Here is a 13,877-nt window from a genome sequence, read left to right as displayed (position 1 = left end):
GGGAGAGCACGCATGAGGTTCAACGGCACCATGCGCCGCGGACTCGGCGGCACCGCGGCGGCCGTCGCCGCGATGGCCGCGCTCACCGCGTCCCAGGCCCCAGGGCTCGCCGCCCCCGAGGAGACGCCGAAGCAGCGCCGGGCGGCGGACGAGGTCACCTGGTCCGAGGTCGCCAACGACGACGCGTACCACACCGAACTCCCGCCGCTGAAAAGCCCCGTGCCGCCGAAGCCGGGCGTCAAGCAGAGCCCGCAGGCCGTGCGGTCGTGGGCCGAGGCGGGCATCCCCGCCACGGTGCTGGCCGCCTACCGCAAGGCGCAGAGCGCGCTCGGCCGCAGCGACCCGGGCTGCCGGCTGCCGTGGCAGTTACTGGCGGCGATCGGCAAGGTCGAGTCCGGACACGCGGCCGGCGGCCGGGTCGACGCCCACGGCACCACGCTCTCCCCGATCCTGGGGCCCGTGCTCAACGGCGCCGGTTTCGCCAACATCCCGGACACCGACGGCGGGGCGTACGACGGGGACAAGACCTATGACCGGGCGGTCGGCCCAATGCAGTTCATCCCCTCCACCTGGGCCCACTGGGGGCGGGACGGCAACGGCGACGGCCGCAGCGACCCGGGCAACGTCTACGACGCGGCGCTGGCCGCCGGGGCGTATCTCTGCGCCGGGCCGCGCGATCTGAGCGTACGGGCCGACCTCGACCGGGCGATCCTGAGCTACAACCACTCCGACACCTATCTGCGCACCGTGCTGTCCTGGCTGGAGTTCTACCGCCACGGCACCCACCCGGTGGCCGACGGCAAGGGCACCGTCCCGAGGAGCCCCGGCGCGGGCGGCCCCAACGAGCCCGAGCACCCCGTGGACGGCGGCTCCGGCGGCAAGGGCGGCGGCATCGAGGTCGGCCCGCAGCCAAGCCGCACACCGGACCCCTCGGCACCGGCCTCCCCGGACCCGACACCCGGCGATTCGGGCTCCCCGGACCCGGGCGGCTCGACCAGCCCGTCGCCCGACCCCACCGACACCGGTTCCAGCACGCCGGACCCCGGCACCGGCCCGGACCCGAGCACCACGCCCGACCCGGACCCGAGCACCCCTGAGCCCGGCCCCGGCTGCACGACGGACAGCCCGTCACCGGACCCCACCGACACCACCGCACCCACCGACCCGCCCTCGCCCGAGCCGACCGGCACCGACGAGCCCTGCTCCACCCCGACGGTCCCGCCCACCGCCGACTGACCCGGGACCGCGCGACCGGGGTTCAGCCGCCGGACAACACATCGGCCAGGTCGTAGCGCACGACCTCCTCCAGCTGCGTGTACGTGCAGCCGACAGGGGTCCGGTCCGGCCGCCAGCGGCGGAACTGGGCCGTGTGGCGGAAGCGGTCGCCCTCCATGTGGTCGTACGCCACCTCGCAGACCCGCTCCGGACGCACCGCCACCCAGGACAGGTCCTTCTTCCCGGACCAGCGGCTCGGGGCCCCGGGCAGTCGCGCGCCCGCGTGCGCCTCGGCGTCCGCCCAGGCACCCCAGGGATGGTCGGCGATGTCGGTGAGCAGGGGTTCGAGCTCGGTGACGAGTTCCGCGCGGCGCTTCATCGGGAAGGCCGCGCACACCCCGACGTGCTGGAGCGCGCCCCCGGAGTCGTACAGGCCGAGCAGCAGCGAGCCGACGACCGGGCCGCTCTTGTGGAAGCGGTATCCGGCCACGACGCAGTCGGCGGTCCGCTCGTGCTTGATCTTGTACATCGCCCGGGTGTCCGGCCGGTAGGGAAGATCGAGGGGTTTGGCGACGACGCCGTCGAGCCCGGCCCCCTCGTACCGTTCGAACCACTCCCGCGCCTCGGCCGGGTCGGTGGTCGCGGGCGCCAGACGCACGGGCGGCGCGGCGTCGGCGAGCGCCGCCTCGAGCACCCTGCGCCGGTCCGCCTGCGGGGTGTCCATCAGTGAGTCGTCGCCGAGCGCGAGGAGGTCGAAGGCGATGAGGGAGGCCGGCGTCTGCCCGGCCAGCATCCGGACCCGCGAGTCGGCCGGGTGGATGCGCTCACTGAGCCGGTCGAAGTCGAGCCGCCCGTCGTACGCGATCACGATCTCGCCGTCCACCACGCAGCGCGGCGGAAGGTTCTCCCGGAACGCTGCGACCAGCTCGGGGAAGTAGCGGGTGAGGGGTTTGCCGGTGCGGCTGCCGATGACCACCTCGTCGCCGTCCCGGTGCACGATCGCCCGGAAGCCGTCCCATTTGGCCTCGTACTGCATGCCCGGCGGGATCCGCTTCACGGACTTGGCGAGCATCGGCTTCACGGGCGGCATCACCGGCAGGTCCATGCCCCGATTGTGGACCGTACGGCGACCGGAGTCCTCCGATATGCGGCATATGTGTGCCCGGCCTACCGTGTCCGACATGGCAGCAGCGGGCAATGCGGTGGAGCTGGAAGCGGCCGGACGGGCGGTACGGCTGTCCCATCCGGACAAGATCTACTTCCCGGAGAAGGGGTACACCAAGAGGGACGTGGCCGAGTACTTCCTGGCCGTGGGCCCCGGGATCCTCCGCGCCCTGCGCAACCGGCCCACCACCCTCCAGCGCTTCGTGGACGGCGTGGAGGGGGAGTTCTTCTACCAGAAGCGCGCGCCCAAGAACCTCCCCGAATGGATCCCCACCGCCGAGATCGCCTTCCCGAGCGGCCGCAGCGCCCGGGAGATGTGCCCCACCGAGGTCGCCGCCGTCATCTGGGCGGCCAACCTCGGCACGCTCACCTTCCACCCGTGGCCGGTGCGCGGCGGGGACACCGAGCACCCCGACGAACTGCGCATCGACCTCGACCCGCAGCCCGGCACCGACTACGCCGACGCCGTACGGGCCGCCCTCGAACTGCGCTCCGTCCTGGAGGAGCACGGGCTGCGCGGCTGGCCCAAGACCTCCGGCGGCCGGGGCATCCATGTCTTCGTCCCCATCGAGGCGCGCTGGACCTTCACCGAGGTCCGGCGGGCCGCCATCGCGGTGGGGCGCGAGCTGGAGAGCCGGATGCCCGACCGGGTGACCACCGCCTGGTGGAAGGAGGAGCGCGGCGAGCGGATCTTCGTCGACTACAACCAGACCGCCCGGGACCGCACGATCGCCTCCGCCTACTCGGTGCGCCCCTTCCCGCACGCCCCGGTCTCCGCCCCGCTGCGCTGGGAGGAGATCGAGGACGCCGAACCCCGCGACTTCGACATCCGGACCATGCCCGTGCGCTACGCGGAACAGGGCGATGTGCACGCGGACATGGACCAGGAGGCCTTCCGGCTCGACTCGCTGCTGGAGCTCGCCGACCGCCACCGGGCCGACGGCGGCCCCGGCGACCTGCCGTACCCGCCGGAGTACCCGAAGATGCCGGGCGAGCCGAAGCGCGTGCAGCCCAGCCGGGCCCGCCACGACGGGGACGAGGACGCATGACCGAGCCCGGCCCCGGAGCCGGTCACCCCGGACCCGGCGCACCGCACGGCGCGCACGGCAGACCGCCCGCCCGGGGCGCGAAGTGGGCGGCGTTCAAGGAGTCCCCCTACTTCTCGGCGACCGTCCTGCTGTTCATCCTCGCGGCCGCCGCCGGGCTCTTCGCCGGCTCCTACACGTACGCCATGGCCAACCCGACCCCGCACCGCATCCCGGCCGCCGTGGTCAGCCAGCCGGACACCGCGCGCGGCAAGGAGTTCGTCGCCGCGATGGACAAGGCCCTGGACGCCTCGCTCGACATCCATGTCTTCGCGACCCCCGCCCGGGCCCGCCACGCCCTGGAGGAGCAGGAGGTCTTCGCGATCTTCCGGTCCGGCCCGCGCGGGGTGTCGCTGGACGTCGCCGGGGCGTCCGGAGCCGCCGTCGCCCAGCTGCTCGCCGAATCGGCGGTGAAGGTGGGGGACACCCTCCATGTCCCGGTCGCGGTCACGGACGTCAAGCCGCTCCAGAAGGGCGACCCGCGCGGACTCGCGCTCTTCTACATCTCGCTCGCCGCCGTCATCATCGGCTTCGTCGGCGCCATCCAGCTCAGCGTGCACGCCCGCTCGCTGATCCCGGCCGAGCGCATCGCGTTCACCGTGGGCTACGCGCTGCTCGGGGCCTTCGCCATCGCCGCCGTCGTCGACTGGTGGCTGGGCGCGGTCGATCTGCCGTTCTTCGAGTCCTGGCTGATCCTGGCGTTCACGATGTTCACCTCGGGCATGGTCTTCACCATGTTCAACACCCTCATGGGGCGCTGGGCCATGCTCCCGACCTGGGGGGTGATGGTGCTCCTGGGCAATCCGTCCTCCGGCGGCGCGGTGTCCTGGCCGCTGCTGCCCTCGCTGCTCGGGCACATCGGACGCTGGCTGCCGCCGGGCGCCTCCGTCAACGCCCAGCACACTGCCGTCTACTACCAGGGCTATCAGAAGGTCTTCCCGTTCCTGGTGCTCGCGGCCTGGTCGCTGGTCTCGTGCACCGTGTTCTGGGTGTGGCGCCACCGGCACCCGGGAGGCCGCGACCGCATGCACCGGCATGCGGCCGCGGCCGGCTGATCCCGGGAGGTGCCCGGTGGTCACAGCTCCTTGATACGGATGTCCCGGTAGGAGATCACGTCCGAGGTGCTGTGGACCTGGAGCCCGATGTAGCCGGAGGCGTACCGCCGGCCGTCGGTGCCCGGGTCGTCGTCCCGCGGCGGCTCGAAGAGCTGGCCGCCGTTGTTGTCGAACTCGTTGAGCAGGACGCCGTTGCGGTAGACCGAGTAGTGCTGGTCCACCACCCGGATCTCGTAGTCGTTCCAGGTGCCCTTGGGGGTCACCCCGGCACCCGCGAGACCCACCCGGTCGAACCCGTAGACGGAACCCGTCTTGTACATGTCGCCGTCCGGCCGGTCGTTGATCTGGATCTCATGGCCGTACTTGATGGCGACCCACTCCGGGTTCTGCTCCTCCGGGTTGTCGTGGACGTTCGGGAACCGTACGAACACCCCGCCGTTGGCGTTGCCCGTGCCGGGCGCGTCGTCCCGCCACTGGAGCTTCAGCGAGAAGTCCCCGTACTGGCGGCCCGGGAACCACAGCATCCCCATGCCGTCCACGGTGGTGGAGCTGGTGATCGCGCCCTCCTCCTCGTTCAGCGCGAACTGCCCGCCGCCGACCTGCTGCCACTTGGCGAGCGAGGCGGGCGTGCCGTCGAAGAGCTTGCGGTAGCCCTCGTCCTGGCCCGGCTTGCCGATGCCCGACTGCTTGGCCGCCTTGTAGATCTTCTTCTGTTCGCGGGCGTCGATCACCCCGGCGCCGAAGAGCTGGTCGAGGACCTTGTCCACGTGCTTGAGGAACAGCGCGTGCGACGACCAGTCCTTCTCGTCCTCGATCAGCTCGTTGATCGTGCAGCGGTTGCCGGTGATGCGGTTGGGCACCCCGGTGTCGACGGTGCCCACGATGACGGTGCGCCGTTCGTCGAACTCCGGGCAGTTCGGCGCCGGGACGCCGCCGCTCTGCGCGACGGTGAACGAGACGCGCTGGGCCCCGGAGGTGTTGCCCGCCTTGTCCGTCGCCCGGTGGTCGACGGTGTGGTAGCCGACCCGGTCGACGAGGACCGCGGCGGTGTAGGCGAGGTAGGGCCCGCCGTCGAGGGAGTACTCGACCTTGTCCACCCCCGAGTCGTCGTCGGTCGCGACGACCGTCACCTTGGCGCTGGTGAGAAAGGCGCCGTCCGAGTTCCGGTCGCCCTCGACCCGCGCCGATGTCTCCGGCGCCGTCGTGTCCTCGGCCGGCGGCACGACGACGGTGAAGTCCACCTTCTTCTCGGCTGCGGCGTTGCCCGCCTTGTCGGTGGCGCGGTAGCGCACCTGGTGCGCCCCGGCCTCGTGCACCATCACGGGGCCGGTGTACGGCTGCCAGGCACCGTCCGCCCCGAGCGCGTACTCGATGGTGTTGACGCCGGAGCCGGTGTCGGACGCGGTCACGGTGACCGTCGCCATGCCCAGGTACTGCCCCTGGTCGTCCTTCTCCCCGGACACGGTCGCCGAGGTCTCCGGGGCCGTGGTGTCGTCCGTCGGCGGGGCGGCGACGGTGAAGTCCACCTTCTTCTCGGCTGCGGCGTTGCCCGCCTTGTCGGTGGCGCGGAAGCGGATGGTGTGCGCGCCGACCTCGTCCACCACGACCGGCACGGTGTACGGCTGCCAGGCACCGTCCGCCCCGACCGCGTACTCGACGGTGTCGACGCCCGAACCCTCGTCGGTGGCCGCGACGGTGACGGTGGCCTGGCCGACGTAGGCACCGTCGGCGTTCTTGTCGCCGTCGACCTTCGCCGAGGTCTCGGGAGCGGTGGTGTCCTCACCGCCGCCCCCGTCGGTGACGGTCAGGATGCCCTGCATCGCCTCGTGTCCCGGCATGGTGCAGTGGTAGAAGTACCGGCCGGGGGTGAGGGTGACCTCCGCCGTCTGCTTGCCGCCCTTGTCATCGCCCGGGTTGGCCAGCAGGTTCAGCGGTACGTCGTTGTTGAACTCCGGGTCCGAGACGCTGAAGGTCAGCGTGTGCGGCATGCCGGTGGTGTTCCCCGTCGCCTCGCTGTTCTCGAAGACGATGGTCGCCTTGCCGGCCACCGCCGTACCGGGCGCGGAGAGGTAGTGGTCGATCGGGTCGCCCGCCGTCCAGGTGAGCACCTGGTCGGCCGCCGTGTCCGCCGGGGCCGGCGTACGGCCGTACGCCGCCGTCGAGGTCAGCCCCAGCACCATCAGGAACGATCCCAGCAGCGCGAGCCAGAGCCGCGCGGGGCGGTGGCGCCCGCGGAAGAAGATCGAACGGTGTCTCACTTCACTGCCGCCTTCCTGGCCAGGTCCTTGACGGCCGGGGTCGGTGCGCCGCCCTTGTACGTCACGCGCCACAGGGCGGACTTGGAGTCGGAGGTGAAGAAGCCGCGCCCGTAGTCCAGGACGTACAGCGATCCGTCCGGGGCGAACTTCCAGTCCATCAGGTTGCGGATGCCGTCCGCGCCGACCGGGATGATCTCCTTCAGCGACTCGGCATGGGTGGGCAGGCCGCCCTTGCCGACCGTCTTCGGGTCGGTGAGCACCGCGTGCCGGGGCTGGGTGTCGTCGTAGAAGTCACCGACGAACCATTTGCCGTCCCAGTACGAGGGCCACTTGTCGGCGCTGGTGCTCGCCGCGTCGTACCGGTAGACCGGGCCGTTCATCGTGGCCTGGCCGCCGCCCTTGAGCCAGGGCAGCAGTTCCTTCTGGTCCTCGACCTTGTAGCTCGGGATGCCGTTCTCGTCGCGCGGGTAGTCCACGCCACCGCCCTGCGGCGAGTACCAGATGGTGTTGGAGGTGATCGGCGGCAGGTTCACCAGGCCGTCGTTGTTGGGCGACTCGTTCTTGGGGTGGTCGCAGTCGTACCAGCCGAGCGGCTTACCAGGGTCGGGCAGGTTGCGGTCCCGGTAGGGCTGCTTGTTGCCCATGCAGTACGGCCAGCCGTGGTTGCCCGCCTTGGTGATCGCGGCGAACGTGTCGTACTTCGCCGGGCCCCAGGTGGTGCTGGGCTCGCCCGCGTCGGGGCCGACCCAGCCCGCGTACAGCGTGTCGGTCGACTTGTCGATCGAGATCCTCGCCGGGTTGCGCACCCCCATCACATAGATCTCGCCGCGGGTCTTGCCGCCGCCCTCGTCCGTCTCCTTGCCGGTGAAGAGGTTGCCATCGGGCAGGGTGTAGGTGCCGTCGTCCTCGGGGTGGATCCGCAGGATCTTGCCGTTGAGGTTGTTGGTGTTGCCCGCGGTGCGCCGGGCGTCGGCGAACGAAACGCCCTTGTAGTTGGGCTCGGGGTTGTTGCCCGAGTAACCGTCGCTGAATCCGGAGGAGTTGTTGTCCCCGGCCGCGATGTACAGGTTGCCCTTGGAGTCCCAGGCCATGCCGCCGCCCGCGTGGCAGCAGCTGTGGATCTGGACCGGCCAGTGCAGCAGGACCTTCTCGGAGGCGAGGTCCAGCTTGTTCGTCGCCAGGTCGAGGGTGAACCGGGAGACCTGACGGACCGCCATCTGCTTGTCGCGGTCGATCTTGTCATGGGGTGTGTAGTGCAGGTACACCCAGCCGTTCTTCTCGAAGTCCGGGTCGAGCTCGATGCCGAGCAACCCCTCCTCGACCTTGACCAGTTCGTCGCCGCCGCCCTTGTTGCCGAAGACGGTCAGCTCACCGGCGAGGGTGACCTTCCTGGTCGTCGGGTCGTAGACGTGGATCTGGCCCAGGCCCTTGCCGACGTTCGGGTCCTTCCAGTCGGTGACGACCGGCACACTGCTGTCGGCGCCGCCCCGGCCGATGTACAGCACCCGTCCGTCGGGGGCGGTCACCAGCCCGTGCGGCTCGCCGATCTGGTCGTTCCTGCCCGGCTGGTTGGGCTGGGTGACGCGCTCCGCCTTGTAGTTGGAGGTGATCGTCGCCTTGCAGTCGGCCTGCGAGATCCGTGTCGTCCAGTCGAGCGCGCCGCGCAGATGGTCCCGGAAGTCGGCCTCGGCGAAGCTGTCGACCGTACCGCCCATCGCGGTGTAGAAGGACCGGCCGCCGTCGTAGTCGCGGCACCAGGAGACCGGGTGGTCCCAGCCGTTGGCGCTCGTACCCGGCTTGTACGTGATCTCCCGGACGCGCGCCACGGTGTGCACGTCCCCGGAGGGATTGTCCTTCCAGTTCAGCCACTTGTCCGGGCGCTTCCACTCCAGCGGGAGGTTCTTGGTCGCCGGGTGCTGCCGGTCGCCGATCTCGACCGTCGCGCGCTGGACGGAGGTGGGGCTGCCGGCCGCCGGACGGGCACCGACCAGGCCGGTGAACCAGTCCGAGTACGGCTCGGTGCGGGCCGCGTCATGGATGCCGAGGAATCCGCCCCCGGCCTCCATGTACGCCTCAAGACCCGCCTCCTGCTCCGGGTCGAGCACATCCCCGCCGCCCGTCAGGAAGACGACGGCGTTGAACGTGCCGAGCTTCTTGCCGTTGGTGAAGACCGCCGGGTCGTCGGTCGCCACGGTCTTGAAACGTCCCGCCTCCGGTCCGGTGAGCCCGATCTTCTCGATCGCCGCGATTCCGGCGTCGACGGTCGGGGACTCCTCGGTGGCGGAGGCGTGGAACACGAGCACCTTGACGTTGGCGCCGCCGGGTGGCGACGGCAGGGACAACGTTGTCGCCATGGCGCCCGGGGCGCCGGGGTCCGGCCTGGCACTGGCGGCGTTGCCGCCGAGCAGGGATGCGGTCAGTGCGCCGGCCGCCAGGGCCGCCGCAAGTCCGCGTCGCGATCTGGACCTGTGATGTGGTGTGCGCTGCATGTGGTCACCCACCCCTCTTTGGTCACTGCAACAGCGCATGAAGCTAGACCTCTTTTCGCGACTCGCCAATAGCTATGGCAGGGATGGCACCAACTTTGTCCTTAGTGTGGATAAACGAAGATCCCCGGGCTACGGTGTGGCCCGTTCTCCGCAACATCCGTCCCACAGTGGGGAGTTCGACATGGATCGCAGGAGCTTCAACCGGCGGGTGCTGATGGGCGGCGGGGTGGTCGCCGCGACGGGCGTGACATCGTTGTCCCTCGGCGCGATCGAGGCCACCTCCGCGGAGAACCCGCCGCGTACGGCTCCGGCCGGCGGGGTGGTGCGCCATCTCAAGCTGTACGCCGAGAAGCTGGCGGACGGCTCGATGGGCTACGGGCTGGAGAAGGGCAAGGCCTCGATCCCCGGACCGCTCATCGAGATCAACGAGGGCGACACGCTGCACATCGAGTTCGAGAACACGATGGACGTGGCGGCCAGCCTGCACGCGCACGGCGTCGACTACGACATCGCGAGCGACGGCACCCGGATGAACCGGAGCATCGTCGAACCGGGCGAGTCCCGTACGTACACCTGGCGCACCCATGCCCCGGGCCGGCGCAAGGACGGGACCTGGCAGCCCGGCAGCGCGGGCTACTGGCACTACCACGACCACACCGTCGGCACGGACCACGGCACGGGCGGCATCCGCAAGGGGCTGTACGGCCCGCTGATCGTGCGGCGCCAGGGCGACATCCTGCCGGACAAGACGATCACGATCGTCTTCAACGACATGACGATCAACAACAAACCCGCCGACCAGAGCCCCGACTTCGAGGCCACGGTGGGGGACCGGCTGGAAGTCGTCATGATCACGCACGGCGAGTACTACCACACCTTCCATGTCCACGGTCATCGCTGGGCGGACAACCGCACCGGCCTGCTCACCGGGCCCGACGACCCGACCAGGGTCATCGACACGAAGATCGTCGGGCCCGCGGACTCCTTCGGCTTCCAGGTCATCGCGGGCGAACACGTGGGCGCGGGCGCCTGGATGTACCACTGCCATGTGCAGAGCCACTCCGACATGGGCATGGCCGGAATGCTGCTGGTCGCCAAGGCGGACGGCACCGTACCGGGGCACGACGGTCACACGATGGCGTCGACACCGCCGGACGGGCCCGCGAAGACGGAGGCGCACAAGGGCCACTAGGGCCCTAGGCCCCGGCCTTCGCCGCGAGGCGCTGCTGTTCCTCCTCGACGATCCGGCGGGCCAGCGACCCTTCCGACACGTCCACGGCGTCCGGCGTCGTCTCCGCGAGGTCGCTGCGCCGGGCGTAGGCGTCGAACAGCCGCTCCTTGCGGGCCAGGATGTCCAGCATCCGCTGGTCGACGCTGTCCGCGGCGAGGAGGCGGTGCACCTGGACCGTTCGTATCTGGCCCATCCGGTGCGCGCGGGCGACGGCCTGGTGCTCCATCGTCGGCTTGATCTGCGGTTCGCACAGGATGACGACCGACGCGGCCTGCATGTTCAGCCCGACCCCGCCGGCCTGGATCTGGCTCAGCAGCACCGCGTGGCCCTCCACCGCCGCGAAGCCGTCGATCAGCTCCTGGCGCCGGGAAGCCGGCAGGCTGCCGGACAGCGGGCCGAAAACGCCCTCGTCCAGGGCCTGCCGGACCGTTTCCAGCACCTCGCGGAAGTAGGAGAACACGACGACCTTGAGGCCGTTGCCCGCCGCCTCCGCGACCAGCTCCCGCAGCCGGTTCAGCTTCGCGGAGGTGGCCGGGTGCGCGTACGCCGCCCGGCGCATCCGCATGAAGTGCCCGGCGCCCACCGCCTCGCGGTAGGCCAGCAGATCGGCCTCGCTGAACTCCTCCCACTCGTCCACCTGCACCACGGCGGGGAGTTCGGTCAGGACGTCCTGCTGATTGCGCCGCAGATAGGCGGGGGCGACGGCCCGGCGGAACGCCTGCGACCCCGCCACGCCGTGGCCGGCGCTGATCGAGGGCGCCAGCTCGGGCTGGAGGTGGCGCACCAGGGCGCGGAACTCCTCCACCCGGTTCTCCATCGGGGTGCCGGTCAGGAACAGGACGTGCTCGGTCCGCTCCGACCAGCCGGACACCGCCCGGGACCGGCGGGTGGCCGGATTCTTCACGTAGTGCGCCTCGTCGACGACGAGCATGCCGGGGCGCACACCGCTGTCGCCGGCGGCCGGCAGGGTGTGCAGCGCGTCGAAGGTGGTCAGGGCGACCCCGCCGCCCGCGCACCACTCGGCGAACGCCTCGCGCCGCTCGGGGCCGTGGACCGGCAGCGCCCGCAGGGTGGAGCGGGCACGGACCTCGCGCGTCCAGTTGATCAGCACGCTCGCCGGGCACACCACCAGGAAGTGCGTCTGACCGCGCGCCGCGAGATGGGCCAGCGCGGCGATGGCCTGGACGGTCTTGCCGAGCCCCATCTCGTCGCCGATGATCACCCGCTTCTGCGCCAGCGCGAAGCGCGCGCCGAAGGACTGGTAGCCGCGCAGGGACACCCGCAGCCGGGCGTCGTCCAGCCGCAGCCCGCGCACCCGGTCCGCGATCCCGGACGGCAGGAAGCCCTCGGCCGCGTCCCGGTCGGGCCCCGTGCCGGACATCTCCGCCAGCAGGCTGTAGTACTCGGCGGACCGCAGCTCGAAGTCCACCCAGACCGCGACATCGGACTCCGGGGCCCGCAGCAGATCGACCGACACCTGCCCGAACAGCAACGGCAGTTCGCGCTCCACCGCGTCGGCCACGGCCGCCCGCACACCGGCGACGGCCTCCAGCGCCTGCGCGCGGGCCCGCCGCCGCGCGAAGAGCATCCGCAGCCGGCCCCGGGCCGGGCCGGCCGTCTCCAGCAAGGGTTCCAGCCGCCCGGTCAGCCGGCGGGCCCCGTCCACCGCCCGCCGCACGTCCGGCCCGGCCTCCACCAGCCGGTACAACGCCGTGACCAGTGCGGTCGTGGGACCGTCCGGGGTGTCCACGTCTATCCGCAGCGCGACGGTGTCCCGCACCGCGTGCGCGATCTGGCCCGCGGCGGCCAGGGTCTGGTCGGCGGTCTGCGCACCGACCCCGGGGATCTGGCGGAGCTCGTAACGGCTCGTCCCGTACACCTGCCCGACCGTCGTGAAACCTGCCTGCTCGACCGCACCGAGGCGCAGCCGGCCCTCGGTGACGTCCTTGAGCCGGGCGACCGGGATGGACGTCAGCTCGTCCCGGACGAGGGCGTCGAGCAGCGGGTCCAGGGCGGTGCGCACGGCGTCGACCGCGCGGGTGTGGTCGGCCAGCACCCCGCGCGCCGCGCCCAGCAGCTCATCGGCGCGTGCGAGCAGCTCCCGGGCGGCCCGCCCGGTCGGTGCCCCGCCCTGCGTGGACCCCGCCTCAGTCATGTACGTCCCTCTGTCCCCGCCGCCTCGCCGCCGCTCCGTCCGCATCCGCCCGGAGCGACTCATATCGTCCCACGCGCGACTGACAGCCGGAGCGGACAGGCCCCGGGCTCAGCGCGCGGGGGGCCGCCGCTCCGCCGGGGAGAGCAGCAGCACCTCCAGGGCGCGGGCGCAGGCGCGCGCCTGCTCCAGGAACCAGTCGGTGCGGGCCTCGGTGATCACGGACGGGGTGGCCCGGACCGCCAGCGCGAAGCGCGCGTACCCGGCGCCGTCCAGCACCGGCACCGCCAGGGTCCGCACGCCGTGGGCCGACTCCCCGTCGTTGACGGCGTAGGCCTCGGCCCGTACCCGCGTCAGCTCCTTCTCCAGGGCCGCCGGGTCCACGATCGTGCGCTCGGTGAAGGCGGGCAGCGGCGGCAGCGAGGAGGGGCCGCCCTCGCCCGGCCGAGCCCAGGCCAGCAGCACCTTGCCCAGGGCGGTGGAGTGCAGGGGCCGGCGCAGCCCCACCTTGGGCGTCACCGAACCGCCCGCCACGATCACCGCGTGCGGCCCGCTGCGCAGCGCCAGGTCGGCGGTGGCGCCTGTGCGTTCGGCGAGATCGGCCAGCTCGGGGGCGGCCAGATGCAGCCCGCGCTGGTGGTACGAGAGCCGGCCCAGCTCGGTCACGGCGGGGCCGAGCCGGTAGCGGGACGTGCGGGCGTCCTGCTCCAGGAAGCCGGCGCCGAGCAGGGTGCGGGCCAGCCGGTGGGCCGTGGAGACCGACAGCGCGAGGCGGCGGGCGAGATCGGACGCGCTGAGATCGGGGCCGTTGTCGTGGAAACAGTGCAGGACGTCCAGGGCGCGCTGTACCGCCTGCGCTCCGCCCGGAGCGCGTACTGCGGCGGCCTCGGTCATGGTGCTCACTCTCCGCTCGTGGGGATGCGGGTCCTGACGTTGCCACATTACGGGAGCCCCATCGGTCCGATACGGCCTGGTGAAACACTGCGTTCATATGTAATCCCACATCATGGGAAGCGAGTTGTGGGCGGGCCGGGCGCCGTGGCAGGCTGCAGCCGTCATCATCGACGAGCCGAAGGGAGCAGTGCCATGGCCGGCCGCCGAACCGCGACCCCCGCCCACGCCGCTCCGGTCCCGCTCGCCCTCACGCTGCGCCGCCACATCGACCTGGCCCGCGTGTCCAGCGCCGCCTGTCGCTGACCTCCCGCACCGCCCCCTTCTCTTTCCTCCT

Annotated in this window: 10 protein-coding genes; 5 read left to right on the top strand and 5 right to left on the bottom strand. The window is 71.6% G+C overall.

Going from position 1 to position 13,877, the window contains the following annotated elements; all coding sequences use genetic code 11:
- The first annotated feature begins 12 nt into the window (after positions 1 to 12).
- The gene (locus tag RLT58_RS04135; protein ID WP_311309009.1) at positions 13 to 1,236 is read left to right on the top strand and encodes a lytic transglycosylase domain-containing protein; all 1,224 of its coding nucleotides are present in this window, start codon (positions 13 to 15) and stop codon (positions 1,234 to 1,236) included.
- A gap of 22 nt (positions 1,237 to 1,258) precedes the next feature.
- Here the strand turns inward: RLT58_RS04135 and RLT58_RS04130 are convergent, their stop codons facing one another.
- Positions 1,259 to 2,320 (bottom strand): ATP-dependent DNA ligase, encoded by a 1,062-nt coding sequence (locus RLT58_RS04130; RefSeq protein WP_311309008.1) that lies wholly within the window; start codon positions 2,318 to 2,320, stop codon positions 1,259 to 1,261.
- Between the two features lie 97 nt (positions 2,321 to 2,417).
- On the opposite strand from RLT58_RS04130, the gene ligD reads away from it, so the two are divergent.
- The gene (gene ligD / locus RLT58_RS04125) at positions 2,418 to 3,428 is read left to right on the top strand and encodes a non-homologous end-joining DNA ligase (protein WP_311314409.1); all 1,011 of its coding nucleotides are present in this window, start codon (positions 2,418 to 2,420) and stop codon (positions 3,426 to 3,428) included.
- Positions 3,425 to 4,519 (top strand): ABC-2 transporter permease, encoded by a 1,095-nt coding sequence (locus tag RLT58_RS04120; protein ID WP_311309007.1) that lies wholly within the window; start codon positions 3,425 to 3,427, stop codon positions 4,517 to 4,519. Before ligD ends, RLT58_RS04120 begins: the two co-directional genes overlap by 4 nt.
- A gap of 20 nt (positions 4,520 to 4,539) precedes the next feature.
- On the opposite strand, the gene RLT58_RS04115 is transcribed toward RLT58_RS04120, so the two are convergent.
- Positions 4,540 to 6,699: an OmpL47-type beta-barrel domain-containing protein gene (locus tag RLT58_RS04115; protein WP_399131819.1), complete on the bottom strand. Its 2,160-nt coding sequence runs from the start codon at positions 6,697 to 6,699 to the stop codon at positions 4,540 to 4,542.
- Between the two features lie 74 nt (positions 6,700 to 6,773).
- A complete protein-coding gene (locus RLT58_RS04110) occupies positions 6,774 to 9,266 on the bottom strand; it encodes a ThuA domain-containing protein (protein ID WP_311309005.1) in 2,493 nt (830 codons plus the stop codon).
- Between the two features lie 181 nt (positions 9,267 to 9,447).
- Between RLT58_RS04110 and RLT58_RS04105 the strand changes: the two genes are divergently transcribed.
- The gene (locus tag RLT58_RS04105; protein ID WP_311309004.1) at positions 9,448 to 10,458 is read left to right on the top strand and encodes a multicopper oxidase domain-containing protein; all 1,011 of its coding nucleotides are present in this window, start codon (positions 9,448 to 9,450) and stop codon (positions 10,456 to 10,458) included.
- A gap of 4 nt (positions 10,459 to 10,462) precedes the next feature.
- On the opposite strand, the gene RLT58_RS04100 is transcribed toward RLT58_RS04105, so the two are convergent.
- Positions 10,463 to 12,652 carry a DEAD/DEAH box helicase gene (locus tag RLT58_RS04100; protein ID WP_311309003.1) on the bottom strand — a complete coding sequence of 730 codons (2,190 nt, stop codon included), beginning with the start codon at positions 12,650 to 12,652 and terminating at the stop codon, positions 10,463 to 10,465.
- Between the two features lie 108 nt (positions 12,653 to 12,760).
- Complete coding sequence (locus RLT58_RS04095) at positions 12,761 to 13,543, bottom strand: IclR family transcriptional regulator (protein WP_311309002.1); 783 nt, start codon at positions 13,541 to 13,543, stop codon at positions 12,761 to 12,763.
- Between the two features lie 192 nt (positions 13,544 to 13,735).
- Between RLT58_RS04095 and RLT58_RS04090 the strand changes: the two genes are divergently transcribed.
- On the top strand, positions 13,736 to 13,846 hold the full coding sequence (locus RLT58_RS04090) for a putative leader peptide (RefSeq protein WP_311309001.1): 111 nt from the start codon (positions 13,736 to 13,738) through the stop codon (positions 13,844 to 13,846).
- Positions 13,847 to 13,877 lie beyond the last annotated feature (31 nt).

The organism is Streptomyces sp. ITFR-16, from assembly GCF_031844705.1.
GTDB lineage: Bacteria > Actinomycetota > Actinomycetes > Streptomycetales > Streptomycetaceae > Streptomyces.
This window is presented reverse-complemented; position numbering and strand designations above follow the sequence as displayed.